Source organism: Nocardiopsis camelliae (assembly GCF_028993595.1).
In the GTDB taxonomy this organism is placed as follows: domain Bacteria; phylum Actinomycetota; class Actinomycetes; order Streptosporangiales; family Streptosporangiaceae; genus Nocardiopsis; species Nocardiopsis dassonvillei.
The window spans coordinates 2,045,741-2,070,133 of the sequence record NZ_CP118614.1; the positions used below are offsets into that span (position 1 = coordinate 2,045,741).

22 protein-coding genes and 1 tRNA gene are annotated in these 24,393 nt (G+C 73.1%); 19 read left to right on the plus strand and 4 right to left on the minus strand.

What is annotated here, in order from left to right; all coding sequences use genetic code 11:
* The first annotated feature begins 149 nt into the window (after positions 1-149).
* The 12 genes from pyrG (at position 150) to der (ending at position 13,210) form a co-directional block, all read left to right on the plus strand.
* Positions 150-1,790: a CTP synthase gene (gene pyrG / locus PV789_RS09035; protein WP_274976978.1), complete on the plus strand. Its 1,641-nt coding sequence runs from the start codon at positions 150-152 to the stop codon at positions 1,788-1,790.
* A 48-nt stretch (positions 1,791-1,838) separates the two neighbouring features.
* Positions 1,839-2,501, plus strand: a complete 663-nt coding sequence (locus PV789_RS09040; RefSeq protein WP_274976979.1) for an NUDIX domain-containing protein — start codon at positions 1,839-1,841, stop codon at positions 2,499-2,501.
* A gap of 3 nt (positions 2,502-2,504) precedes the next feature.
* Positions 2,505-3,491, plus strand: a complete 987-nt coding sequence (locus PV789_RS09045; protein ID WP_274976980.1) for a site-specific tyrosine recombinase XerD — start codon at positions 2,505-2,507, stop codon at positions 3,489-3,491.
* Positions 3,492-3,741: 250 nt separating this feature from the next.
* Positions 3,742-4,695: a ParA family protein gene (locus PV789_RS09050; RefSeq protein ID WP_274976981.1), complete on the plus strand. Its 954-nt coding sequence runs from the start codon at positions 3,742-3,744 to the stop codon at positions 4,693-4,695.
* Positions 4,692-5,084, plus strand: coding sequence for a hypothetical protein (locus PV789_RS09055; RefSeq protein ID WP_274976982.1), 393 nt, complete (start codon positions 4,692-4,694; stop codon positions 5,082-5,084). Before PV789_RS09050 ends, PV789_RS09055 begins: the two co-directional genes overlap by 4 nt.
* A 122-nt stretch (positions 5,085-5,206) precedes the next feature.
* Positions 5,207-6,082 (plus strand): segregation and condensation protein A, encoded by an 876-nt coding sequence (locus PV789_RS09060; RefSeq protein WP_274976983.1) that lies wholly within the window; start codon positions 5,207-5,209, stop codon positions 6,080-6,082.
* Positions 6,079-6,750 (plus strand): SMC-Scp complex subunit ScpB, encoded by a 672-nt coding sequence (scpB, locus tag PV789_RS09065; protein WP_274976984.1) that lies wholly within the window; start codon positions 6,079-6,081, stop codon positions 6,748-6,750. Before PV789_RS09060 ends, scpB begins: the two co-directional genes overlap by 4 nt.
* Positions 6,737-8,758 carry a pseudouridine synthase gene (locus tag PV789_RS09070; protein WP_274976985.1) on the plus strand — a complete coding sequence of 674 codons (2,022 nt, stop codon included), beginning with the start codon at positions 6,737-6,739 and terminating at the stop codon, positions 8,756-8,758. Before scpB ends, PV789_RS09070 begins: the two co-directional genes overlap by 14 nt.
* A gap of 99 nt (positions 8,759-8,857) precedes the next feature.
* A complete protein-coding gene (gene aroH / locus PV789_RS09075; protein ID WP_013152028.1) occupies positions 8,858-9,220 on the plus strand; it encodes a chorismate mutase in 363 nt (120 codons plus the stop codon).
* 69 nt (positions 9,221-9,289) lie between these two features.
* On the plus strand, positions 9,290-10,453 hold the full coding sequence (locus PV789_RS09080; RefSeq protein WP_274976986.1) for a prephenate dehydrogenase: 1,164 nt from the start codon (positions 9,290-9,292) through the stop codon (positions 10,451-10,453).
* A 331-nt stretch (positions 10,454-10,784) separates the two neighbouring features.
* Positions 10,785-11,480 carry a (d)CMP kinase gene (gene cmk, locus PV789_RS09085; RefSeq protein WP_274976987.1) on the plus strand — a complete coding sequence of 232 codons (696 nt, stop codon included), beginning with the start codon at positions 10,785-10,787 and terminating at the stop codon, positions 11,478-11,480.
* A gap of 293 nt (positions 11,481-11,773) precedes the next feature.
* Positions 11,774-13,210 (plus strand): ribosome biogenesis GTPase Der, encoded by a 1,437-nt coding sequence (gene der, locus PV789_RS09090; RefSeq protein ID WP_274976988.1) that lies wholly within the window; start codon positions 11,774-11,776, stop codon positions 13,208-13,210.
* Positions 13,211-13,277: 67 nt separating this feature from the next.
* On the opposite strand, the gene PV789_RS09095 is transcribed toward der, so the two are convergent.
* The gene (locus PV789_RS09095) at positions 13,278-14,441 is read right to left on the minus strand and encodes a DUF418 domain-containing protein (protein ID WP_274976989.1); all 1,164 of its coding nucleotides are present in this window, start codon (positions 14,439-14,441) and stop codon (positions 13,278-13,280) included.
* 138 nt (positions 14,442-14,579) lie between these two features.
* Between PV789_RS09095 and PV789_RS09100 the strand changes: the two genes are divergently transcribed.
* Positions 14,580-14,867, plus strand: a complete 288-nt coding sequence (locus PV789_RS09100; protein WP_274976990.1) for an AbrB/MazE/SpoVT family DNA-binding domain-containing protein — start codon at positions 14,580-14,582, stop codon at positions 14,865-14,867.
* A gap of 139 nt (positions 14,868-15,006) precedes the next feature.
* Here the strand turns inward: PV789_RS09100 and PV789_RS09105 are convergent, their stop codons facing one another.
* The gene (locus PV789_RS09105) at positions 15,007-16,446 is read right to left on the minus strand and encodes an MFS transporter (RefSeq protein WP_274976991.1); all 1,440 of its coding nucleotides are present in this window, start codon (positions 16,444-16,446) and stop codon (positions 15,007-15,009) included.
* 120 nt (positions 16,447-16,566) lie between these two features.
* Here PV789_RS09105 and PV789_RS09110 point away from each other — a divergent pair, with 120 nt between their 5' ends.
* Positions 16,567-17,064, plus strand: coding sequence for a 2-thiouracil desulfurase family protein (locus tag PV789_RS09110; protein ID WP_274976992.1), 498 nt, complete (start codon positions 16,567-16,569; stop codon positions 17,062-17,064).
* A 112-nt stretch (positions 17,065-17,176) separates the two neighbouring features.
* On the opposite strand, the gene PV789_RS09115 is transcribed toward PV789_RS09110, so the two are convergent.
* Together PV789_RS09115 and PV789_RS09120 are read right to left on the minus strand one after the other, a co-directional pair.
* The gene (locus tag PV789_RS09115) at positions 17,177-17,716 is read right to left on the minus strand and encodes a dihydrofolate reductase family protein (protein ID WP_274976993.1); all 540 of its coding nucleotides are present in this window, start codon (positions 17,714-17,716) and stop codon (positions 17,177-17,179) included.
* Positions 17,713-18,645 (minus strand): helix-turn-helix domain-containing protein, encoded by a 933-nt coding sequence (locus PV789_RS09120; RefSeq protein WP_274976994.1) that lies wholly within the window; start codon positions 18,643-18,645, stop codon positions 17,713-17,715. Before PV789_RS09120 ends, PV789_RS09115 begins: the two co-directional genes overlap by 4 nt.
* 166 nt (positions 18,646-18,811) lie before the next feature.
* Here PV789_RS09120 and PV789_RS09125 point away from each other — a divergent pair.
* The 5 genes from PV789_RS09125 to PV789_RS09145 all read left to right on the plus strand — a co-directional run bounded on the left by PV789_RS09125 (position 18,812) and on the right by PV789_RS09145 (position 24,348).
* Positions 18,812-18,885: transfer RNA gene (locus tag PV789_RS09125), tRNA-Pro, on the plus strand.
* Between the two features lie 709 nt (positions 18,886-19,594).
* Complete coding sequence (locus PV789_RS09130) at positions 19,595-21,106, plus strand: ABC transporter substrate-binding protein (protein ID WP_274976995.1); 1,512 nt, start codon at positions 19,595-19,597, stop codon at positions 21,104-21,106.
* Entirely contained in the window at positions 21,106-22,104 is a 999-nt protein-coding gene (locus PV789_RS09135) for an ABC transporter permease (RefSeq protein ID WP_274976996.1), read from the plus strand. Before PV789_RS09130 ends, PV789_RS09135 begins: the two co-directional genes overlap by 1 nt.
* Entirely contained in the window at positions 22,101-22,952 is an 852-nt protein-coding gene (locus PV789_RS09140) for an ABC transporter permease (RefSeq protein WP_274976997.1), read from the plus strand. The genes PV789_RS09135 and PV789_RS09140 overlap by 4 nt, the downstream gene beginning before the upstream one ends.
* Positions 22,945-24,348 (plus strand): ABC transporter ATP-binding protein, encoded by a 1,404-nt coding sequence (locus PV789_RS09145; RefSeq protein ID WP_274976998.1) that lies wholly within the window; start codon positions 22,945-22,947, stop codon positions 24,346-24,348. Before PV789_RS09140 ends, PV789_RS09145 begins: the two co-directional genes overlap by 8 nt.
* Positions 24,349-24,393 lie beyond the last annotated feature (45 nt).

Sequence of the window (24,393 nt, forward strand, 5' to 3'; positions counted from 1 at the left end):
GTGTGGACAGCCGGGGTGCCTGTTATCCTGGTGCCCCGTGGAGTCCGGCGGCCGGAGCGACGAAACCAACCGCCCGCAACCGGACCGCCGCACGGCCGCTCAGCCCGATCCGAGCCCGCCGTAGCCACTCAACCCACGGGAGCACCACTTTGGCATCCGCCGCGAGTACCAAGCACCTTTTCGTTACCGGCGGCGTCGCCTCCAGTCTCGGTAAAGGCCTGACCGCTTCCAGCCTGGGACGACTTCTGAAGTCGCGCGGCCTGCGGGTCACCATGCAAAAGCTCGACCCCTACCTCAACGTCGACCCGGGGACGATGAACCCCTTCCAGCACGGCGAGGTCTTCGTCACCGACGACGGCGCCGAGACCGACCTGGACGTCGGCCACTACGAGCGCTTCCTGGACACCGAGCTGTCCGCCACGGCCAACGTCACCACCGGCCAGATCTACTCCAGCGTCATCGCCAAGGAGCGCCAGGGCGCCTACCTCGGCGACACCGTGCAGGTCATCCCGCACATCACCAACGAGATCAAGGCGCGCATCTACGCGATGGACGCCCCCGACGTCGACATCGTCATCACCGAGATCGGCGGCACGGTCGGCGACATCGAGTCGCAGCCCTTCCTGGAGGCGGTCCGCCAGATCCGCCACGAGATCGGCCGGGACAACTGCTTCTTCCTGCACGTGTCCCTCATCCCCTTCCTCGGCCCGTCCGGCGAGATGAAGACCAAGCCCACCCAGCACTCCGTGGCCGCCCTGCGCAGCATCGGCATCCAGCCCGACGCCATCGTGTGCCGCTCGGACCGCCCCATCACGCAGAGCCTGAAGTCCAAGATCAGCCTCATGTGCGACGTGGACGAGGCCGGGGTGGTCTCCACCCCCGACGCCCCCTCGATCTACGACATCCCCAAGGTCCTGCACCGCGAGGGCCTGGACGCCTACGTCGTGCGCCGCCTGGGCATGCCCTTCCGGGACGTGGACTGGACCGAGTGGGACGAACTGCTGCGCCGCGTGCACCAGCCCGACCACGAGGTCACCATCGCCCTGGTCGGCAAGTACATCGACCTGCCCGACGCCTACCTGTCGGTCAGCGAGGCGCTGCGCGCGGGCGGTTTCGCCACCGACACCCGCGTCAACATCCGCTGGGTGGCCAGCGACAACTGCGCCAGCCCCTCCGGCGCCGCCTCGGAGCTGGACGGCGCGGACGGCATCCTCATCCCCGGCGGCTTCGGCGTGCGCGGCATCGAGGGCAAGATCGGCGCCATCCGCTACGCGCGTGAGAACGGCGTGCCGCTGCTGGGCATCTGCCTGGGCCTGCAGGCCGTCGTCATCGAGTACGCCCGCGACGTGCTCGGGCTGGAGGGCGCCAACAGCACCGAGTTCGACGACAAGGCCGCCGACCCGGTCATCGCCACCATGGCCGACCAGACCGACGTCGTCGCCGGACAGCGCGACATGGGCGGCACCATGCGCCTTGGCATGTACCCGGCCGCGCTGGGCGAGGGCACCGTGGTGCGCGAGCTCTACGAAGGCAGCGCCGAGGCCTCCGAGCGGCACCGCCACCGCTTCGAGGTCAACAACGCCTACCGCCCGAAGCTGGAGGAGGCGGGTCTGGTGTTCTCCGGGCTCTCCCCGGATGGCAAGCTGGTGGAGTACGTCGAACTGCCCCGGGACGCCCACCCGTTCTTCGTCGCGACGCAGGCGCACCCGGAGCTGCGTTCCCGCCCGACCAAGGCTAACCCGCTCTTCCGCGGACTGGTCTCGGCGGCCCTGGAGTACCACAACTCCTGATCCGAGGGGCCGGGCGGGGCACGAGTGAGTCCTGAGAGGCGAGAACCCATGCCCAGTGACACCCACCCGGCCCTTCCCACGGGGGCGGACGCGAAGGTCGCGGACGCCCCCGAGTCGTGGCCGGTGGAGCGGTCCGAGGAACGCTTCCGCAGCGTCAAGTGCGGCATGCGTACGGACTGGGTGCGCATGGTCGGCAGCGACGGCGAGGGCACGACTGTGGCCGCCCGCGACTACATGGAGCACCCCGGCGCCGCCGCGGCCCTGGCCCTGGACGCCGACGGCCGGGTGCTGCTCCAGCGCCAGTACCGCCACGCCACCCGGCACACCCTGTGGGAGCTGCCCGCCGGGCTCATCGACGAGGAGGGCGAGGGGCCGCTGCGCACCGCCCAGCGCGAACTCGTCGAGGAGGCGGGGCTGCGCGCCGGGCTCTGGCACGAGCTGGCCGAGTTCTTCCCCTCGCCCGGGTTCTCCGACGAGCGCATCCACGTGTACCTGGCCCGGGACCTGTCGGTGGTGCCGCCCGAGGAGATCGGCTTCGAACGCGAGCACGAGGAGGCCGACCTGGTCGCCGAGTGGGTGCCCCTGGACGAGGCGGTCGCCCTGGTGATGGCGGGCAGGCTGCACAACGGCGCCACCGTCATCGGCGTACTGGCCGCCCAGGCCGCCGCCGCGGACGGGTTCGCCTCCCTGCGCGAGCCGGCGGAGGACTGACCCGTGGCCGACCGGGCGGGCGAGGAGCGGGACCCGCTGGCGCGGGTGTGCGCCGCCTTCCTGGACCACCTCAGCGCTGAGCGCGCCCTGGCCGACAACACCCTCGCGGCCTACCGGCGCGACCTGCGGCGCTACCGTGCGTATCTGGCCGAGCACGGCGTCCTCTCGCCCGACCGGGTGGGCCCCGCCCAGGTGGGCGACTTCCTGCGGGCCCTGCGCGAGGGCGACGCCTACCACCCGCCGCTCGGCGCCGCCTCGGCCGGGCGGGCCCTGGCCGCCGTGCGCGGCCTGCACCGGTTCGCGGCCCGGGAGGGCTGGGCCACCACGGACCCGGCCGCCGACGTCTCCCCGCCCGCGCCGCCGATGCGCCTGCCCAAGGCGGTGCCGCTGGCGTCGGTGGAGCGCCTCCTGGACGCCGCCGGACCGGCCGGGGCCCCGGCCTCCGGCGACCGCGCCGGGCTGCTGGCCCTGCGCGACCGGGCGCTGCTGGAGGTGCTCTACGGCACGGGCGCGCGTGTCTCCGAGGCGGTGGGACTGGACGTGGACGATGTCGCCGACGCGGTGGAGGGCGACGACGCCGTGGGCCTGGTGCGCTTTCGCGGCAAGGGCGGCAGGGAGCGCGTGGTGCCGCTGGGCTCCCACGCCCGCCGCGCGCTCTCGGGCTACCTGGTGCGGGCCCGGCCGGGCCTGGCCGCCTCCGGCCGGGGCGGTCCGGCGCTGTTCCTCAACGCGCGCGGGGGCAGGCTCACCCGCCAGGGCGGCTGGGGGATCCTGGCGGCGGTGGCCGAGCGCGCCGGGGTCGAGGGCGTCTCACCGCACACCCTGCGCCACTCCTTCGCCACCCACCTGCTCGACGGCGGGGCCGACATCCGGGTCGTCCAGGAGCTGTTGGGACACAGTTCGGTCACCACCACGCAGATCTACACGCTGGTGACGGTCGAGCACCTGCGCGAGGTCTACGCGTCGAGTCACCCCAGGGCACGCCGCTGAGCGGGGACGCCGCCACGGGGGGTCCGCGCGCGGTGCGAAGCGGAACAACCCGGTTGGAGGCTCCGATTTCCCCCAGGGGCGCAGGCGTGGGATTCTACCCGTACGTTTTGTTGATGTGCGTCGTGTCGGCGTTCTAGAGTCGCCGCGCGGAGGTACGTTGCTGTCGACATATTGAGTTTCCGACGGCGGCCAGGGACAGGGGCGCGCGGCATCCCTAGCCGTGGCCGATCCGTAGGGGAGGTCAAGGGTTGTGAACTGGGACAACGAGGCTGCGAACACCGCACCTGTCGGCGAGGGGGAGCTCGCCGACCCGGTGACCAACCCGTGGGGAACGACACGCAACACGGGGGCTAACCTGCACACCTCAAGACCCGAGCGAGCCTATCCGGAGCCCGGGCCCGTAGATGAACACGGCCCGGCACGGATTGTAGCACTCTGTAACCAGAAGGGTGGGGTCGGCAAGACCACCACGACGATCAACCTCGGCGCCGCCATCGCCGAGTACGGAAGACGGGTGCTGCTGGTCGACTTCGACCCGCAGGGCGCCCTCTCCGTCGGCCTGGGCCGACTCGATCCGCGCGAACTGGACCTGACCGTCTACAACCTGCTCATGCAGCGGGACGTGACGGTCGAGGACGTCCTGCTCAAGACCGACGTCGACGGCCTGGACCTGATCCCGAGCAACATCGACCTGTCGGCCGCGGAGGTGCAGCTGGTCGGCGAGGTGGCGCGCGAGCAGATGCTCGGCCGCGCGCTGAGACCGGTCATCAACGACTACGACGTGGTCCTGATCGACTGCCAGCCCTCGCTGGGCCTGCTCACCGTCAACGCGCTCACCGCCGCGGACGGCGTCATCGTGCCGCTGGAGTGCGAGTTCTTCGCGCTGCGCGGTGTGGCTCTGCTGATGGACACCATCCAGAAGGTCCAGGAGCGGCTGAACGAGGACCTGGTCATCGACGGCTTCCTGGGCACCATGTACGACCCGCGCACGCTCCACGCGCGCGAGGTGCTGTCCACGATCATCGACGGCTTCGGGGACAAGGTCTACGGCACGGTCATCAACCGCACCGTGCGCTTCCCCGACGCCACCGTGGCGGGCGAGCCCATCACCAGGTTCGACTCGTCCTCGGCCGGGGCCAACGCCTACCGGGAGCTGGCCAAGGAGGTGCTGGCGAGGTGGCCTCTCAGCGGTCACGGCGCGTGACCCTACCCGGGGCGGACGAACTGTTCTTCCGTCCCAGCGGCACCGAGGAGGTGCCGGAAGAGACCGAACGCCAGCACAAGGCACCGGAGCAGGGCAGCAGGAGCGAGGCGCCGTCGCGCTCCGACGGCACCACCAGGGGCACGTCCGCCGTGAAGGCGGCGCGCGCGCCCAAACCGAGCGGGCGCCAACGCCACGACGAGAAGATCACCGTCTACATCTCCGGGCCCGAACTGCTGGCACTGGAACAGACCCGGCTCTCGCTGCGCGCCGAGCACGGGCTGTCCGCCGACAGGGGCCGTCTCGTCCGCGAGGCCGTCGCCGTGCTGCTGGCGGACTTCGAGGAGCACGGATCGGCCAGCATGCTGGTACGCAGGCTGACCGAGGACTGAGGGCACGCGCACCGGTACCGGAGGGGGTGCCGGTTCGATGACGGAGGTGCCACGGGTGTCACCGGCGGGTTCTGGCCGGTGACACCCTTGTCTCATGAGGAAGACGACGCGGGGCCGGTGCCATGGGGGCTGAGGGAACGTCGGCGGACACCGTCGCGGAGGTGGACGACAACGCCTTCCAGGTGCACCTCGACAACTTCGAGGGGCCCTTCGACCTGCTGCTCGGGCTGATCTCCAAGCACAAGCTGGACATCACCGAGGTGTCGCTGTCCAAGGTCACCGACGAGTTCATCGCGCACATCCGGGCGCACGGCGACGACTGGGACCTGGACCAGGCCAGCAACTTCCTGCTGGTCGCGGCGACCCTGCTGGACCTGAAGGCGGCGCGCCTGCTGCCGCGCGGCGACGTCGAGGACGAGGCCGACCTGGCCCTGCTGGAGGCCCGCGACCTGCTGTTCGCCCGGCTGCTCCAGTACCGCGCCTACAAGGAGGTCGCCTCGTTCATGCGGGCGCGGCTGGCTGCGCAGGGGCGCCGTTACGCGCGCGCCGTCCCGCTGGAGGAGCGCTTCGCCGGGCTGCGGCCGGACGTGCTGTTCAAACTGGGCCCCCAGGAGTTCGCGGCCCTGGCGGGGATGGTCTTCACGCCCAAGGAGCCGCCCAGCGTCCCGGTCACCCACATCCACCAGGCCAAGACGTCGGTCAAGGAACAGGGCGAGCTGATGGTCGCGGAGCTGCGCGAGCACGGGCGGTTGACCTTCGCCCAGCTCACGGCGGCCTGCACCGGTACCTTCGAGGTCATCGCCCGCTTCCTCGCCCTGCTGGAGCTGTACCGGGCCGCCAACGTGGGCTTCGACCAGCCCGAACCTCTGGGGGAGCTGCTCGTCTCCTGGACCGGCGGCGAGGGCGAGGTCGAGCTGGAGAGCGAGTACGACGAGGCCGACGGCGCCGGTGACACCGGCGGCGGGAGCGGGCCGGGGGAGACGGAGGAGCGCGCATGAGCGTCCGGGACACGGCGCAGGATCCGACAGCGGAGGGCCCGGCGGTGGGGGACACGGCGGCCCGGGGGGCGGTCGGCGGTGAGTCGGCTGGAGTAGTCGTGGAGGCGGCCGGGGACGCCCCTGCCACCCTGCGCCGCGACCTGGAGGCCGTGCTGATGGTGGTGGACCAGCCGGTGTCGGAGTACGACCTGGCGCGGGCCATGGACGTGCCCGTCACGGTGGTCGTCGGGGTGCTGGAGTCGCTGTCGCGGGAATACACCGAGCAGGGCCGGGGTTTCGACCTGAGGGCGGTGGCCGAGGGGTGGCGTGTGTACACGCGGCCCGAATGCGCCGACGTCGTCGAGCACTTCCTCCGGGAGGGGCAGGAGGTGCGGCTCACCCAGGCCGCACTGGAGACGATGGCGGTGGTGGCCTACCGACAGCCGGTCTCCCGGGGCAGGGTCTCCGCCGTGCGCGGTGTCAACTGCGACGGGGTTATGCGTACCCTCGTACTGAGGGGCCTGATCGAAGAGGCCGGACACGACTCCGAGTCCGGTGCGCTGCTGTATCGGACCACCTCCTATTTCCTGGAACGGTTGGGCCTGCGAGGCCTCGACGAGCTGCCTGATCTGGCGCCGTTCCTCCCCGACGACATCGAAGGTCTAGACGACACCGGTGAGCACAACTAACAACAGTTCCCGCGGTGCGCGGGACGACGCCCCGCGCGGTGAGCGCGGCGACTACGACAAGCGCGGCGCACAGGGCCGCGGCGACAGCCGGGACCGCCGGGACGACCGTTCCCGCGGCGGTCACCGGGATGACCGCGGCCCCCGGGGCCGTGACGACCGTGACCGCGGTAGCGTCCGGGGTGACCGGGACAACCGCGGCGGGCGTGACTTCCACGGCGGCCGCGACGGCCAGCGCGGTGAGGGCCGCTCCTTCGGCGGCGGCCGCGACGGCCGCCGTTCCTACGGTGACCGCGACAACAGGGACAACCGCGGCGGGCGTGACTTCCGTGACGGTGGGGACCGGCGTTCCTTCTCGGGCGGTCGCGATGACCGTGACCGCGGTGGCTTCCGGAACGACCGGGGCCCGGGCGGCCGCGACGACCGCGGTGGTTTCCGGGGTGACCGGGACAACCGCGGCGGGCGCGACTTCCGCGGCGGCCGCGACGGTCAGCGCGACGACCGCCGTTCCTTCGGCGGTGACCGCGACGGCCGCCGTTCCTTCGGTGACCGCGACGGCCGCGGCGGACGTGACAGCCGTGGTCCCGGCGGTGGCCGTGACTTCCGTGACGGTGGGGACCGCCGTTCGTTCTCGGGTGGCCGGGACGACCGTGGTGGCCGTGACTTCCGGGGCGGTCGTGATGACCGTGACCGCGGCGGCTTCCGCGGCGACCGCGACAACCGCCGCTCCTTCGACAACCGTGGTGGCCGTGACGGCCAGAGGGACGACCGTCGTTCGTTCGGTGACCGTGACAACCGCGGTTCGGGCGGTCGTTTCCAGGACCGTGACAACCGTGGCGGGCGTGGTCCCGGTGGTGGCCGTGACTTCCGTGACCGCGAGGACCGCCGTTCGTTCGGTGACCGCGACAACCGCGGTTCGGGCGGCCGCTCCTACGACCGTGGCGGACGCGGCCCCGGCGGCGGCCGTGACGACCGTGACCGCGGCGGGTTCCGCGGCGACCGGGACAGCCGGGGCGGGCGTGACGACCGCCGTTCCTTCGGTGACCGCGACAACCGCGGCGGGCGCGACAGCCGTGGTCCCGGTGGCGGGCGCGACTTCCGCGACCGCGAGCCCCGTGAGGACCGCGGGGACCGTCCCGGCGGCGACCGCTCCGGCGCCAGGCGCGTCACGAGCGAGAACCAGCTCTCCAAGGCAGCCCGCGAGCGGCTCAACGCCCTGCGCGCCGACTACGACCCCAAGGACGAGGACCGCGCCGACGAGGCGCGCGACACCTACACCGACGTCGAGAACGGCATCCGCCTCCAGAAGGCGCTCGCCGCGGCCGGGGTCGCCAGCCGCCGGGCCAGCGAGGAGATGATCGCGGCCGGACGCGTCAGCGTGGACGGCCAGGTAGTGCGCAGGTTCGGCGCCCGGGTCGACCCCGAGTCCTCCGAGATCCGCGTCGACGGCATGCGCGTGGTCACCGCCCCGGACAAGCTGTACTTCGCGCTCAACAAGCCGCGCGGCGTCGTCAGCACCATGTGGGACCCCGAGGGCCGCCCCACCCTGGCTGACTACACCGGTCAGACCGAGGAGCGGATCTTCCACGTCGGTCGGCTCGACACCGAGACCGAGGGCCTCATCCTGCTGACCAACGACGGCGAGCTGGCCAACCGGCTCACCCACCCGCGGTACAAGGTCGTCAAGACCTACATCGCCAAGGTGCCCGGCCCGGTTCCGCACCGCGTCGTCCGCGAGGTACAGAAGGGCGTGGAGCTGGACGACGGCCCGGTCGAGGTCGACTCCTTCCGCGTGGTCGACAACGACCCGCCCAAGTCGCTCGTCGAGATCCGGCTGCACGAGGGCCGCAAGCACATCGTGCGCCGCCTCATGGAGGCCGTCGGCCACCCGGTCGCCGACCTCGCCCGCACCCAGGTCGGCCCGATCGACCTGAACGCCCTCAAACTGGGCACGATGCGGGCGCTCACCTCGCGCGAGGTGAGTGAACTCTACGAGGCCGCGGGCCTGTAGATACAGTTGACGGCGGTCGCCTGCCCGGACACCGGGCGGCGGCCGCCGTTCCCCTTTCCCGGGCACGGCACGCTGAACGAGGACGAGGCGGGATCGAACGTGGCGGTACGGGCCATCCGCGGTGCGGTACAGGTCGACGCGGACGAACGCGAGCAGGTTCTGGAGGCCACGGCCGAACTGGTCTCGGAGGTGATGCGGCGCAACTCACTGGAGACCGACGACGTGATCAGCGTGCTGTTCACCGCCACCCCCGACCTGAACAGCGAGTTCCCCGCGCTGGCCGCGCGCAAGCTCGGCTTCTCCGACGTCCCGCTGATGTGCGCGACCGAGATCGCCGTCCCCCACGCCCTGCCGCGCGTGGTGCGCCTCATGGCGCACGTGGAGACCGACCGGCCGCGCTCGGAGCTCCAGCACGTCTACCTGCGCGGTGCCCAGGCGCTGCGGCTGGACATCGCCCAGTAACGGTCTCCGTCGGTCTCCGGGCAGGTCGTAGGCTTGGGGTAACGGAAACACGTCGGAGGCGGGGGAACAGTGGGCGACAGCGGCGGTGTGCGCGGGGACGGGGAGCAGTTGCTCCCGGTGCGCCGGGTCACGGTGGTCGGCACGGGACTCATCGGCACGTCGGTGGCGCTCGCCCTGCGCTCGCGCGGCGTCGACGTCGCCCTCTCCGATCCCGACACCGCTTCCCTGCGCCTGGCCTGCGACCTGGGCGCGGGGCACCCCCTTGAGGAGTCCGACGACCCGACCTCGGCCCCGGCCGACCTCGCGGTCATCGCCGCGCCGCCCGCCGTCATCCCCTCCGTGCTGCGCCGCGCCCAGGACCGGGGCCTGGCCCACGTCTACACCGACGTGGCCAGCGTGAAGGCGAGCGTGCTGGCCGAGGCCGAGCGGCTGGGCTGCGACATGGCCACGTTCGTGGCCGGGCACCCCATGGGCGGCAGGGAGAAGCAGGGCCCCGGCGCGGCGCGCGCCGACCTGTTCCTGGGCCGTTCGTGGGCGCTGTGCCCCACCGGCAAGGCCGAGGCGCAGGCCGTCGCCGTCGTCGCCGAGGTCGCCCGCATGTGCGGTGCGGACCCGCTGGTGCTGGACGCGGCGGCGCACGACCGGGCGGTGGCGCTGGTCTCGCACGCCCCCCACGTGGCCTCCTCGGCGGTGGCGGCCCGGCTGCTCTCGGGCGACGACGCCGCCCTGACCCTGGCGGGACAGGGCGTGCGCGACGTCACCCGGGTGGCGGGCGGCGACCCCGCGATGTGGTCCGAGATCCTCACGCACAACGCCGCCCCGGTCGCGGAGGTCCTGCACGCGGTGGCCGCCGACCTCGCGGCGACCGCGGACGCCCTGCGAGCGCTGGCGGATCCGCCGGGGACGGGCGAGACGTCGGACCGCGACCTCGCTCCGGTGCGCGACCTGCTGGAGCGCGGCAGGTCCGGCCAGGGCCGCATCCCCGGCAAGCACGGCACGGTACGGCTGCCCGACTACACGGTCATGCCCGTGGTCATCCCCGACGAGCCCGGTGCGCTGGGCCGCCTGTTCGCCGCGGCGGCGGAGGCCGGGGTCAACATCGAGGACGTGCGCATCGAGCACACGCCCGGCCTGCCGCTGGGTGTGGCTCAGCTGTACGTGCTGCCCGAGGCGGTGGACACGCTCGCGCGGGCGCTGGCCGCCGACGGCTGGTCGGTGCATCCGGGACTCTGAGCATCCTTCGCGGTGTTCGTGCGCCTGCGGCGGGGTTCGAGTACCGGCACCGGCTGGTCCGGAGGTCAGGACCCCCGCGTCCCGCCGGTCCCGGTTCCGGTCCGCCCGGTCCCGGTCTCCACGGGCGGACACCGGGGCCGCACCTCACCGGTGCCGGTGCGTGCTACGCACACCTGCGCACATTCACGCACGCACTACGCACACCTACGCACATTTGCGCATGCCCACGCACACCCATGCACACCTGCGCACGTACTACGCGCCAAGTACGCGCGGGCCACGGGTAGGGTTGGGCGTCGGCAACAGTGAACGCAAGCGGGAGTCAACGGCAGTGAGCGCGCAGGGCAGCACCGAGGGCATCGTCATCGCGATCGACGGTCCCTCCGGGTCGGGCAAGTCGAGCACCTCCCGGGGCGTGGCCAGGGCGCGGGAGCTGCGGTACCTCGACACCGGCGCGATGTACCGCGCGCTGACCTGGTGGATGCTCTCCCAGGGCGTGAACGTCAACGACGCCGACGCCGTGACCGCCCTCGTCGACACCCCCGTCATCACCATGGGCACCGACCCCGACGCGCCCTCCGTGGCGGTGGACGGCCGCGACGTGGCCGCCGAGATCCGCGGCAGGGAGGTCACCACCAACGTCAGCGCCGTCTCGGCCGTGCCCGCGGCGCGCGAGCGCCTCGTGCGCACCCAGCGCGAGATCATCGCCGCCGCCAGGGCCGAGAGCACGGGCATCGTGGTCGAGGGGCGCGACATCACGACCGTCGTCGCCCCCGACGCCCCGGTCAAGCTCTTCCTGACCGCCAGTCCCGAGGCCCGCGCCCAGCGCCGCAGCAAGGAGGTCCGCAGCGCCGACGTCGCCGCCACCCAGGCCGACCTGGCCCGGCGCGACGCGCTGGACTCCAGCCGGGCGCACTCGCCGCTGCGCCAGACCGAGGACGCCACCGAGCTCGACACCAGCGGGCTGACCCTGGACGAGGTCGTCGCCCTGGTGGTCAAGCTGGCCGACGAGACCCGCGGCCGCTGACCCGCGGGGTCGGGCGCCGCCGGGTTCCGGCCGACGGGTGGCCCGCACGGCCGGGCGCCGCCGCGACGGGCGGACGGTGCGCCCCGCGACCGTAACACCGGACACATTCGTCCCCGACAGCCCTTTTCAGGGAACACAACGACATCCGCGGGGGTTCCTCCCCGTGGCCAGTACACGGGCGCCGTCGGCGCCCGCGTCGATCCGCGCGACCCGGGACACCGGGGCGGGTCGGACCTTCGCATCCTCGCGGCACGCATCCTGGGCGCGCGGGGATCCAGAACCGGGAGCAGCACATGAGTGACTTCGACATCTCCGACGTCGTCCACGGGGGAGCGGACTCCGAAGAGCCCGCCGCCCTGCCCGTGGTGGCCGTGGTCGGACGCCCCAACGTGGGCAAGTCCAGCCTGGTCAACCGCATCATCGGCCGCCGTGAGGCCGTGGTGGAGGACGTGCCGGGCGTGACCCGCGACCGGGTCGCCTACGACGCCGAGTGGCAGAACACCAGGTTCACCCTGGTGGACACCGGCGGTTGGGAGACCAGCGTCAGCGGCCTGGCCGCCATGGTCGCCCGCCAGGCCGAGTACGCCGCGCAGACCGCGGACGTCATCCTGTTCGTGGTCGACGCGACCGTGGGCGTCACCGACGCCGACGCCGCCGTGACCCGCGTCCTGCGCTCGACCAAGCGCCCCGTGGTGCTGGCCGCCAACAAGGTGGACGGCAGCATGCAGGAGGCCGACGCCCTCGACCTGTGGCAGCTCGGCGTGGGCCAGCCCTTCCCCATCAGCGCCCTGCACGGCCGCGGCACCGGCGACCTGCTGGACGCGCTCGTGTCCGAGTTCCCCGAGCAGCCCCTGGGCGAGGAGGACGAGGGCGAGGACGGCCCGCCGCGCATCGCGCTGCTGGGCCGCCCCAACGTGGGCAAGTCCAGCCTGCTCAACCGCCTCGCCGGTGAGGACCGGGTGGTCGTCGACGCCGTGGCGGGCACGACCCGCGACGCGGTGGACGAGCTGATCGAGCTGGGCGGCAAGACCTGGAAGTTCATCGACACCGCCGGTATCCGCCGCCGGTTCCGGGCCCTCCAGGGAGCCGACTACTACGCCACCATGCGCACCGGCAGCGCCCTGGAGCGGGCCGAGATCGCCGTGGTGCTCATGGACGTCAGCGAGCCCCTCGCCGAGCAGGACATCCGGGTCGTCGAGCAGGTCGTGGAGGCGGGCCGCGGCCTCGTCCTGGCCTTCAACAAGTGGGACATCCTCGACGAGGAGCGCCGGACCTACCTGGAGAAGGAGATCGACCGCCAGCTGGCGCGGGTCTCCTGGGCTCCGCGCGTGAACGTCTCGGCCAAGACCGGGCGCCACATGGAGAAGCTGGTCCCGGCGATCGAGACCAGCCTGAGCGGGTGGAACCAGCGCATCCCGACCGGGCAGCTCAACAACTGGCTCAAGGAGCTGGTGGCGGCCACCCCGCCGCCGGTGCGCGGCGGCAAGCAGCCCAAGATCCTGTTCGCGACGCAGGCGGGTTCGCGTCCGCCGCACTTCATCCTGTTCACCACCGGGTTCCTGGAGGACAACTACCGCCGCTTCATCGAGCGGCGCCTGCGGGAGGACTTCGGCTTCGAGGGCTCCCCGGTGCACATCAGCATGCGCATCCGCGAGAAGAAGGGCGGCGGGGTCCAGGGCCGCGCCTCCAAGGGCAGCGTGCGTCCGGACCGCAAGCACCGCCGCCGGTAGCCGCACCGCTCCGGCCACGGCACGAGGAAGGGGGCTCCCCGCCGGGGGAGCCCCCTTCTCCGTGTTCTCAGGCCGATGAGGGTGCCTGCCGCGGGTCCCGGGGAGCGGCGCGGCGGGTGAGGCGGCGCAGCAGGCCCTCCGCCGGGCCGCGGCGGCCGGCGCGCCGCATCAGGTCGGCCGCGGCCAGTGACGCCAGCCAGGTCGCGGCGGCCACACCGAAGGCTCCCGCCAGTCCCAGTCGGTCCTGCCATCCCAAGCCCGCCGGGGAGAAGACCGCCAGGAAGACCACACTCTGGAGCAGGTAGAAGGTGAGGGAGCGCTGGCCGAGGGCCTGCACGGCGGTGGTCAGGGTGCCGCGGCCGCGTGACGCCCGGATCGCGACCAGCGCGACGATCCCGGCCATGCCGACACCGCCGAAGTAGCCCGTCAGGGGCTGGAGGAGGGCTGTGCTCCACTGCGCCGCGGCCGAGGGAGCGCTCCACGTGCCCGTCTGGACCAGGATCGAGGGAAGCGCCCCGGCGACGGAGACCGCCGTGGTGAGAACGACCGCGCGCACCAGCAGGGCTCGGTTGTGCTCGGGCTCCTCCAGGAGGCGGCGTCGCGCCGCCCACATGCCCGCGACCACCGCGGGTGCGACCAGCACCGTCCCGATGGCCAGGGCGAAGGGAGCACCGGGGAGGCGCTCCAGGTAGAGCGTGCCGGGGTCGGACCCGGGCGGCGTGGCCACGGAACCGATGTCGAAGGTCGAGACACCCTGGGACAGGGCCAGCACCAGGGGAACCGCCGAGAGCACGGTGCCGGGCACCAGGGCCAGGCCCGCAACCCGCAGCAGGGTCGCCGAGCGCGCCCGCAGCAGACCCATGAGTAGCAGGGACGCGAGGCCGTAGGCGGCGAGGATGTCGAGGGGGGCGATCAGCGTGTGGACCAGGCCGAAGGCCAGCAGCCACCAGCCCCTGCGGCGCAGCAGGGCGTGTGCGTCGGCCGGGTCGGCCCCGCGTGCGACCCGCCGGTCCAGTGTCTGAGTCAGGGCGTAACCGAACAGGAAGGCGAACATCGGGCGCGCCTGGTTGCCCACGAACAGCTCGTGCAGGACGAGCGCGGCGCCGTTGGCCAAGGCGGGGCCGCGCTCGACGGCCAGGACGAACAGCGGGGCGTGGGCGCAGGCGATGGCCAGCAGCATGGCGCCCCTGGCCAGGTCCGGGGCGAGCGCACGGGATGCGGGAGCGGTCACGGCTTCTCCTCTTTGGGGGGCAATCCACATGCTATTACATGTAAATCATGTATTGCGTGTGTCTCGTGATCATGGCCGTAAACGGACACGGCCTGCTTGGTACGCTGTGCGGAACACGTACGGGAAGGCGGTGGCGAGGTGGTTGCGGAGCGGGACGGCGCTTCCTACGGACCCGGCGGCCGGGGTTTCTACGGCGCGGTGACGGTCAGCGAACGCGGCCAGATCGCGATTCCGGCCAAGGCCCGCCGCGACCTGGGCATCGCCCCCGGAGACAAGCTGCTGGTCCTCGGGGACCCCCAACAGGGGATCGCCCTCATGACGGTCGACCGGCTCATGGAGAACCTCCAGGGTTCCTCTGCCCTGATGGACGTACTGCGGCAGCATGTCGACGGCGACGCGGGGGCCCCGCCCGACGGCGCCGGGTAGCCGCGCCGCGGGACGCGTGCGCCCCCGCTCCGGTTCCCGCGGACCCCTCGGGGGCGGTTCCGTCCTGGAGCGGGACGGGTCCTCCGTGCGTGCCGCCGCCCGGGCGCTGGGGCAGCGAGGGGGATTCCCCGTGCTGGGCTCAGGCCTCCCCGCGCAGGCGGCGGACGTTGCCCTGCGTGGGGCGGCTCCCCGCCGGTCCCCCCTCGCGGTCGCGGGGCGGTCGGCCCGCCTCCTCCCCGGGGACCGGAATCGCGGGGGCGCCGGGCAGCGGGCGGTTCGCGCTCTCCTTCATCCGCCACACCACCGCCAGCCCCACCACACCCGCGACCATCACCAGCCACGCCGGCGCGTAGAGGCTTCCGGTGGCCTGCACCAGCGCCTCGGCGATCAGCGGTGTGGTGCCGCCGAACAGCGCCACCGATACGTTGAAGCTGATGGCCAGCGCGCCGTAGCGGACGCTGGTGGGGAAGAACGCCGGGAGCGCCGCGGGCGCGCCGCCGGAGAAGTGCACCAGGGTCACCGCCAGCACCACCATGCCCAGGGCCACCGTCCACAGGCCGCCCTGTTGCAGCAGCCAGAACGCGGGCAGGGCCAGCACGATCGAGAACAGGCTGCCCGAGAGCAGCACGGGCCTACGCCCCACACGGTCGCTCAGGTGCCCGAACCCGGTCACCGTGAACAGCATCAGCACCATCGCCGCCAGCGTCAGGACCAGGGCCGTGGTGGGGCCGTACCCCAGCTCCGCCTCCAGGTAGGTGGGCATGTACGCGGTCAGGACGTAGTTGTTGACGTTGAAGACCATCACCAGGCCCACGCACAGCAGGATGTGGCGCCACTGGTCCACGACCGTCGCCCGCAGCTGCCCCTCGCGGTGCCCTCCGTGGGAGTCCTTGGCGAAGCCCTCGGTGTTCTGCTCGAAGACCGGGGTGTCCTCCAGCTTCACCCGCAGGTACAGGCCGATGGCGCCCAGCGGCAGCGCGATAAGGAAGGGGATGCGCCACCCCCAGTCCTGCATGGTGTCCGAACCGAGCAGGAGGGTCATCACCGTGACGACGGTGGCGCCGCCGACGTAGCCGCTGACCGTGCCGAACTCCAGCCAGGAGGCCAGGAAGCCCCGCCGCCGGTCGGGCGCGTACTCGGCGATGAAGGTCGTGGCGCCGCCGTACTCGCCGCCGGTGGAGAAGCCCTGGAGCATCCGCGCGACCAGCAGCAGCACCGGCGCGGCGAAGCCGATGCTCGCGGCCGAGGGGATGAGCCCGATCGAGAACGTGCTCACCGCCATGAGCAGCATCGTGAAGGCCAGGACGCGCTTGCGGCCGATCCGGTCGCCGAGGGGGCCGAAGAACAGCCCGCCCAGGGGCCGCACCAGGAAGGCGGCGGCGAAGGTGGTGAAGGTGGCGATGAGCTGGGTGCCCTGGGTCTGCTCCGGGTAGAACACCAGGCCGATCGTGACGGCCAGGTAGCTGTAGACGCCGAAGTCGTACCACTCGGTCGCGTTGCCGATCGCCGCGGCCACCACGGCCTTGCGCGTCGCCCTGCGGTCCGTGGCCAGGGCCGTCCGCCCCTGCGGCTCGTTCAAGTCTCCCCCTCGCTGCCCAGCGGTCCTGTTGTACCCACTTAATCACCCTGGGTGACGAGAGCGCGGGCTCTGCCCGTGTCGCCGCCCCGGTAGCGTGGTGGCGGCCGAGAGGGGGAGTCCATGCGCAGGGTGCTGGTCAGCGCGTGTCTGATGGGACGCCGGGTGCGCTTCGACGGGCGCGCCAAACCGGTGGAGGACGACGTGGTCGCCCGCTGGCGCGCCGAGGGCCGCCTGGTGGTGCACTGCCCGGAGGTCGCGGGCGGCCTCCCGGTGCCCCGGCCGCCCGCGGAGATCGAGCCCGGCGCGACCGCCGCCGACGTGCTCGCGGGCCGTGCGCGCATCCTCACCCCCGAGGGGCGGGACGTGACCGCGCACTTCGTGGACGGCGCCCGGGCGGCGCTGGCCACCGCCCGCGCGCACGGCGTGGCGGTGGCGGTGCTCAAGGAGTCGAGCCCCTCCTGCGGGGTGCACCGTGTCTACGACGGCGCCTTCGGCGGGAACAGGGTGCCCGGCGAGGGGGTCACCGCGCGCCTGCTCGCGGACGGCGGCGTCGCGGTGTTCACCGAGGACGAGATCGCCGACGCCGCAGCGCGCCTGCGCGAGCTGGAGGGCGTCTGAGGGTCGGCGCAGGGGGAGTGCGCGTCCCCGGGGCGGGAACACCCGTCCGTGCCCGAAGGTGAGGAGCGGTGCCGGGGCCCGGCCGGTGGCGGCGGGCCCCGGCACCGCGGGGTCAGGAACGGACGACCTCGTAGCGCATGCACGCGAAGTCACCGGCGCGGTGCACGTCCAGCACCTTAAGGTCCACGCGTCCGGCCAGCAGGGGTGAGCCCGCGCCCAGGGTGACCGGCGCGACCGACACGACCACCTCGTCCAGCAGGCCGAGCCGGGCCAGGTCCGCGGCGACACCGCCACCGCCGACCACCCACACGTCGCGCCCCCCGGCCGCCTCGACCATCTCCGCGTGCAGGTCGCGCAGTTCCTGGTCGGTGTCGGCGCTGGCGAAGCGGACGTCGCCCTCGACCTTGGGCAGGTCCCGGTGGGTGAGCACCCAGGTCGGGACCCGGTAGGGCCAGGGATCACCGCCCTCGTGCTTCAGGATCCATTCGTAGGTGCCCGCGCCGGACACGATCGCGCCCGCCTCGCGGACGAAGATCTCGGTCTCGTTCAGGGCATCGCCCCCGTCGGCGGCGAACAGCCACTCCAGGGAGTGGTCCTCGGTGGCGATGAAGCCGTCCAGGCTCGTCGCTGTGTTGTAGACCGTCCTGCTCATCGTGTACCTCCGTCGTGGTGTCGGTTCTGAAGCCATTCGATGGGGTCGCCGTGGTCCACCTTCATGCCCTCCGCGCGCAGCATGTGGCGCACGAGCTGCCTGCGGTGGGCGGAGAAGGTGAGCACGTGCGCGACGACGCTGCCCAGCACGAAGCTCTCGGGCGGGTCGCACAGGGCGTCGATCAGCCGGTCGCCCCAGGCGTCCCGGCGCCCGATGTCGTCGACCGCGGCGATCCAGCGGGCCCCCGCCCGCGTGTGCCGCTCCGCCAGCGCCTCCAGGTCGTCCGAGCCCCGTTCGGGCAGGTCGGCGCCGTCGATCGAGGCGAGCCACGACTCCTTGGTCCGGACCAGGTGGTCGAGCACGGCGGCCACGGACTCCTCCGGCCCGTCCCACTCCAGGACCGTCTGGCCGGGGGCCCGCACCCGCCGGTAGGCCTCCTCGGACAGCCGTCCGGCGAGGCGGATCAGGTGGGCGGTGTCGTCCACGTCGTGGTGGACCTGGAGGGCGATCAGGTCCATGCCGGTCCGCTCCTTGGGCCTGTCCTCGATCCACAGGTGGATCGGCGGGTGGAAGTGGATGCCGTTGGGTGCGGACAGCCACGTGCCGCTGCCCGCCGTGGTGGCGCTGGGCGGATGCCCGAAGGCGCGTCCGAAGGCGCGCGTGAACCCCTCGACCGACTCGTATCCGGCGGCGAACGCGGCGTCGGTCACGCTGCTGCCCCGGCTGATCTGCCAGGCCGCGCGCTCCAGGAGCACCCGGCGGCGCAGCGCGACCGGTGACTCCCCGGTGTCGCGGGTCAGTCTGCGGGTGAAGTGGAACGGTGAGGCGAAGGCGTGGTCCGCCATGTCGGTGAGGCGGGTGTTCTCCTCGTCCAGGACCGCGTCGAGCAGTTCGCGCAGGCGGTCCCGGCCCGGGGTGGGCTCGGTCATGGCACCAGTATGTTCACCGGCGGCGCCCGGGCGCCTGACCGATCTTGCCCACCCGTGCCGCCGCGCGGCCCGGGGCCGGCGGACTCCGTCTCCGGTGCGAGCGCCCCGGCGGATGCGGTAGAGTCTTCTGCGTCGGCGGGGCCGGAAACGGTGACCGCTCGACGAACGGGACGTAGCGCAGTTTGGCAGCGCACTTGACTGGGGGTCAAGGGGTCGTGGGTTCAAATCCCGCCGTCCCGACAGAGAAGTAGCAGGTCAGTGAGGGGTCCACCATCAGGTGGGCCCTTTTCTGCGTTTCCGGCGTGGTCGAGGCCGGGTCATGGGGACCCTCGGCGCTCCGCGCGACATCTCGCTCCGCACGCGCTGCGCGGGCTCCCGCCACCGGTGTCGTTCTGCTCTCCAGCCGACCCGTGTGCCCCGTGCCGAGGGCGTCCACCTGCCCGGCGGGCCAGGCTTCCCGGGGTCGCGCGGCCGGTCCGTGGCGCCGGTTCTCCCAGGGCCTCAGGAGTCGGGGTCGCATCCGTGGGATTGAAGGTGCTATACATGGACATACCGGCAATGAAAACGGTTTTCATTACTGAATATCCTGTCCAGCGCGACCGCAGGGGTGTGCAGCTCAGTGTCGAAGGAAGCCGGGCTGGAGGCCGGGGCCGCCTTGGGGGCCCTCTACGAACGGATCGCCGCCCGCCGCTCCGACCCCCCGGTGGAGGACCCTGCGTCCCGTCCGTCCCGCGCGGTCGTCGGACACGACGGGACGCCCGCTCCGTGGTGACAGCCCCGCCTCCCGTCCTGCCGCTGGCCGTCGGCCGCGTGGACCGGCACGGAAGCCGGACCACACCTCCGCGCCGACCCGACCCGTTCGACCGGGACGCCGGGGCCCCGAACCCCGGTCGCAGACACCTCCCGGGGCCGTTTCGCCCGCGGCCCCGCCCCCGAGAAAGGCCGAACGATGAGACGACGATTCCTGCCCGCGGTCACCTTCGCGGTGCTCCTAGCGGCCACCGCCTGCGGCGGCGGCGAAACCGAACAGGCCTCCGCTGACGGCGCCACCCTGCGTTACGCCGCGGTCGGAGCTCCGGCGGCCACCACCCACGACCCGCACGGCCGCGTCGGCAACGAGGCCGACTACATGCGGTTCGCCATGCTCTACGACGTGCTGACGGTGACCGATGAGGAGGGTGCGGTCCAGCCGCGCCTGGCCCGGTCCTGGGAGCCGGTCGGAGAAGCCCTCGACCTGTGGACCGTCAGCCTGCGCGATGACGCCGTCTTCTCCGACGGCCAGCCCGTCACCGCCGACGACGTCCTGTTCTCGCTGAAGCGGATCCAGAGCAAGGGCGCCGAGAACAACGGACGCCTGGCGGTGTTCGACCTGGAGTCCTCCTCCGTGGTGGACGAGCACACCCTGGAACTGGCCACCCACCAGCCCTATGCCGAGGTCGGCAGCGCCCTCGCCTCCCTGACCTTCGTCGTCCCCGACGGCAGCGACGACATCACCGAACCCGTGGTCGGCTCCGGACCGTTCCAGCTGGAGGAGCACGACGACACCACCGCGGTCCTGAAGCGCAACGACGACTGGTGGGGCGGGGCCGCCGACTACGAGACCCTCCGGATCACCGCCATGCCCGACCCCGCCGCGCGCGCCGAGGCGGTGGCCTCGGGGCAGGCGGACGTCGCGGGCAGCGTGGCGCCCGTCAGCGCACAGCAGTACGAGGAGTCCGACGCGGTCCAGGTGGTCACCAGGCCCGCCGGGGTGAACTACCCGCTGGTCATGGACCTGGAGGCCGAGCCCTTCGACGACCCGGGTGTGCGTGAGGCCGTCAAGCTCTCCCTGGACCGTGAACAACTCGTCGAGACGGTCTTCCTCGGTTACGGGGAGCCCGGCACCGACGTCCTGAACCCCGACGCGCCCTTCGCCCCCGACCTCGAACCGGTCGAGCGCGACCTGGACCGGGCCCGGGAACTGCTGGAGGAAGCCGGACACGCGGACGGTGTCGAACTCACCCTGTACGCCACCAACTCCTACCCGGGCATGGAGGAGACCGCTGCCCTGGCCGCCGAACAACTCGCCGAGGCGGGCATCGACGTCGCGATCGAGGTGGGCGCGCCCGACACCTACTGGACCGAGGTGTGGAACGTCGAACCCTTCTACCTCAACAGCCTGGGCGGGAACGGGTTCGTGGACTTCGCGCGCATGTCCCTGCTGTCCGACGGCCCCGTCAACGAGACCGCCTGGAACGTTCCCGAGTGGGACGCCGACTTCACCGAGGCACTGGCCACCGCGGACGAGGAGGACCGCCACGCGATGCTCGCCGACCTGCAGGAGCGCGTCGCCGACGACGGCGGGTACGTGGTCTGGGGTACGGGAGACGGCATCGACCTGACGGGTCCCGGCGTGAGCGGCCTGCCCACCGGTCCCGGTTTCCACCGCCTGTTCATCGAGCGGGTCGAGGTCGCCGGCTGATGTCCGGCCCCGAGGCCGCCCCCGAGGCCGGCCGCCCCCGCGTCCCGGGGGCGGCCGCGGGGGTCTCGCTCCCGTTCGCCGTCGTCCGGGCGGTGTTCCTGCTGGCCCTGGTGTCGGTGGCGGTGTTCACGGCCACCGAGTTCCTGCCGGGAGACGCCGTGGACCTGCGTGCCTCGCCCGGGGCCGACGAGGCGCAGCTGCGGGAGCTGCGGGAGGAGCTGGGCCTGGACGCCGCGCCCTGGCGGCGCTACCTCGACTGGGCCGGGTCCCTGCTCACCGGAGACCTCGGCACGTCCCTGGTCAACGGCCGCCCCGTCGCCGACGCCCTCGCCCAGCGGCTGCCGGCCACTTTCGCGGTCGTCGGGTCGGCGCTGGCGGTGGCGGCCCCCGCGTCCCTGGCCCTGGCCTGGTGGGCGGGGGGCAGCAGGCTGGCCCGCCGGGCGTCCACGGCCGTCCTCACCGGAGGCGCGGCCGTGCCCACGGCTGTCACGGCCGCGGTGCTGGTCACCGTGTTCTCCGGAGTGCTGGGTCTGGTGCCCCCGGTTTCCCTGCTACCGCCCGGAGCCGCGCCCTGGCACCACCCGGAACTGCTGTTCCTCCCCGTGGCGGCCCTGGCGCTGCCCACAGCGTTCTACGCCGCGAGCCTGCTGACGGGCGCGGTGGCCGACACCGTGCGCCTGCCCCACGTGGCTGACGCCCGCCGACGGGGCGTCCCCCCGTGGCGGATCGCGGCGACCGACGTCCTCCCCTTTCTCCTGGCCCCCTTCACCCGGGTCACGGCGGTGTCCGCAGGGGGGCTGATCGCCGCCGCGGCACTGGTGGAGACACTCTTCGGCTATCCGGGCGTCGGGTCCCTGCTGGTCTCCTCGATCGCCTCACGGGACCTGCCCGTCGTCCAGGCCACCGCCGTGGTCGCCGCCGCGGTCGTGCTGGCCGGACTGCTGGTCGCAGACCTGGTCGCCGCCCTGACCGAACCCCGCCGGAGGCGCTCGCCGTGAACCGCCGTCCCCTTCTGCTCCTCGCCTCCGCGGCCGTCCCCCTGCTGTCGGTCGCGGTCCTGGCCGCAGCCCTGTTCGGCGGCTGGTGGGCGCCGCACGACCCCACGTCCCCGGTGGGGGCGCCCTGGCAGGAACCCGGACCCGGCCACCTCCTGGGAACCGACGCCCTGGGCCGCGATGTGTGGTCCCGTGTCCTGGCCGGCGGAGGAGACCTGCTCGGTGTCTCCGTGACGGCCGCCGTGTGCGCCTGTGTGGTCGGGACCGTCGGAGGCCTGGCCGCGGGGTGGTTCGGCGGGCCGGCCTCGCGGGTCCTCACGGCGGCGGCCGACCTGCTGCTCGCCCTGCCCTCCCTGCTGCTGGCCCTGGTGGCGGCGATCGCCCTGCCCGGGCACACGGCGGTGGTCTTCGCGACGGTGTGCGGGGGAGCCCCGCTCACCCTGCGCGTGGTCAGGGACGCGGTCCGTGCCGTCCGCACCTCCGGGTACGTGGAGGCCGCACTCCTGCGCGGCGAGACGACCGCTTCGATCCTGGCGAGGGAGGTCCTCCCCGCCATGCGGGGGGTGGTCACCGCCGACCTGGGGCTGCGCCTGGTGGTCGCGCTCCAGGTCGCCGCCGCCCTGAGCGTCCTGGGAATGGGCGCCGAGCCGCCCGCCCCCGACTGGTCCCTCATGCTCAGGGAGAACATGCCCGGCGTGGCGATCAACCCCTGGGCCGTCGGTGCGCCGGCCGCGGCACTGGGCGTCACCACCGTCCTGCTCGCCCTCCTGGCCCAGCTGTACCTCTCCGAAGACCGCACGAGCCGGGTCCGTGACAGCGCACCCGCACCGAAGGAGCCCACGGATGGCTGAGGGACTGTGCGCACAGGCGCTGCTGGTCGAGGACGGACACGGCGCCCGCGTGGTGGGCCCGGTGGACCTGCGGGCGCCGGACGGCGCGGTGCTCGCGGTCATGGGCGCGTCCGGAAGCGGCAAGACCAGCGCCGTCCTGGCCGCGCTGGACGCGCTGCCGCCCGGCCTGGTGCGCCGGGCCGGCCGGGTGCGCTGGCAGGGGGCGCCGGTGCCCGCGGGGCGTGCGGCGCGCCGGTGGCGCCGGGCCAGCACCGGCGTGCTCGGACAGGAACCCGCCTCGGACCTGCACCCCCTGCGCCCGGTCTGCGCCCTGGTCGCCGAAGCCCTGCCGGGCGGTCTCCGGCGCGCGAACGCCGAGGCCGTCCGCGCGGCGCTCACCTCGCTGGGGCTGGACGCCGACGCCCTGTGGCGTCGTCGCCCGCACGAACTCTCCGGAGGCCAGGCCCAGCGTGTGGCCCTGGCGCGGGCGGTCGTCGCCGATCCCGGGCTCCTCGTGCTCGACGAGCCCACGAGCGGCCTGGACCCCGCCACGGTGGAACTCGTGCTCGACGTCCTCGGACAGCGGAGGGGACGCCCCGGAAGGAGCACCGTCGTGATCACCCACGACCGGGGTTTCGCCGACCGCGTGGCCGATCTCCGTCTCGACATCGGTGAGTCCGAACCGGTCCGCGGGGGCAGCGCCACGCCAACGGGCCCCCGGGACCCGGGCGGTGTACCGGTCCTCGGCCTGCGGGGGGTCCGTCTCACGGCTCCGGGCGGCCGGGAACTGCTCGACGGGGTGGACCTGACCGTCGCCCCCGGGGAGGCGGTCGCCGTCCTGGGTCCCTCCGGATGCGGTAAGTCCACGCTGCTCAGAAGCCTGGCCGGGCTCCATCCTCCCGCGGCGGGCTCGTTCTCACTCGACGGTCGGCCCCTGCCCGCCAGGCACACCGACCGCGCCGGGGAAACGCTGCGAGCCGTCCAACTGATCGCCCAGGACCCGGCCGGAACCCTGAACCCGGCTCAGCGGGTCGCCACGGCACTCGCACGCCCGGCCATGGTGCTCCGCGGGCTGACCCGCGGCCGGGCCGCGGCCGAGGTCCCCGGGCTCCTGGAACGGGTCGGTCTGCCGGCGGACACCGCACGCGCGCTGCCGGGCCGCCTCTCCGGCGGCCAGCGCCAGCGCGTGGCCGTCGCCCGCGCCCTGGCCGCACGGCCCCGGGTGCTGCTGGCCGACGAGGTGTCCTCCGCCCTGGACGCCGCGAGCGCACGCACGGTCCTGGACCTCCTGGACACCCTTCGGGCCGAGGAGGGCCTGGCCGTCGTCATGGTGACCCACGACCGGAGTGTCGCCGACCGCGCGAACCGGGTGCTGGCGCTGGACCCGGAGCGCCTGGCCCTGGTGGCTGTGCCGTAGCACCGCCTGCGGCGGCGTTCGTGCCCTGCGCGGGCGGTGTCCGAG

What these genes read in the sequence shown, in the direction of transcription:
- der (WP_274976988.1), top strand. Translation starts at nt 11,774, where the DNA reads ATGAGTGACTTCGACATCTCCGACGTCGTCCACGGGGGAGCGGACTCC.
- scpB (WP_274976984.1), top strand. Translation starts at nt 6,079, where the DNA reads ATGAGCGTCCGGGACACGGCGCAGGATCCGACAGCGGAGGGCCCGGCG.
- PV789_RS09060 (WP_274976983.1), top strand. Translation starts at nt 5,207, where the DNA reads ATGGGGGCTGAGGGAACGTCGGCGGACACCGTCGCGGAGGTGGACGAC.
- PV789_RS09115 (WP_274976993.1), bottom strand. Translation starts at nt 17,716, where the DNA reads ATGAGCAGGACGGTCTACAACACAGCGACGAGCCTGGACGGCTTCATC.
- PV789_RS09040 (WP_274976979.1), top strand. Translation starts at nt 1,839, where the DNA reads ATGCCCAGTGACACCCACCCGGCCCTTCCCACGGGGGCGGACGCGAAG.
- PV789_RS09135 (WP_274976996.1), top strand. Translation starts at nt 21,106, where the DNA reads ATGTCCGGCCCCGAGGCCGCCCCCGAGGCCGGCCGCCCCCGCGTCCCG.
- PV789_RS09120 (WP_274976994.1), bottom strand. Translation starts at nt 18,645, where the DNA reads ATGACCGAGCCCACCCCGGGCCGGGACCGCCTGCGCGAACTGCTCGAC.
- PV789_RS09145 (WP_274976998.1), top strand. Translation starts at nt 22,945, where the DNA reads ATGGCTGAGGGACTGTGCGCACAGGCGCTGCTGGTCGAGGACGGACAC.
- PV789_RS09110 (WP_274976992.1), top strand. Translation starts at nt 16,567, where the DNA reads ATGCGCAGGGTGCTGGTCAGCGCGTGTCTGATGGGACGCCGGGTGCGC.
- PV789_RS09130 (WP_274976995.1), top strand. Translation starts at nt 19,595, where the DNA reads ATGAGACGACGATTCCTGCCCGCGGTCACCTTCGCGGTGCTCCTAGCG.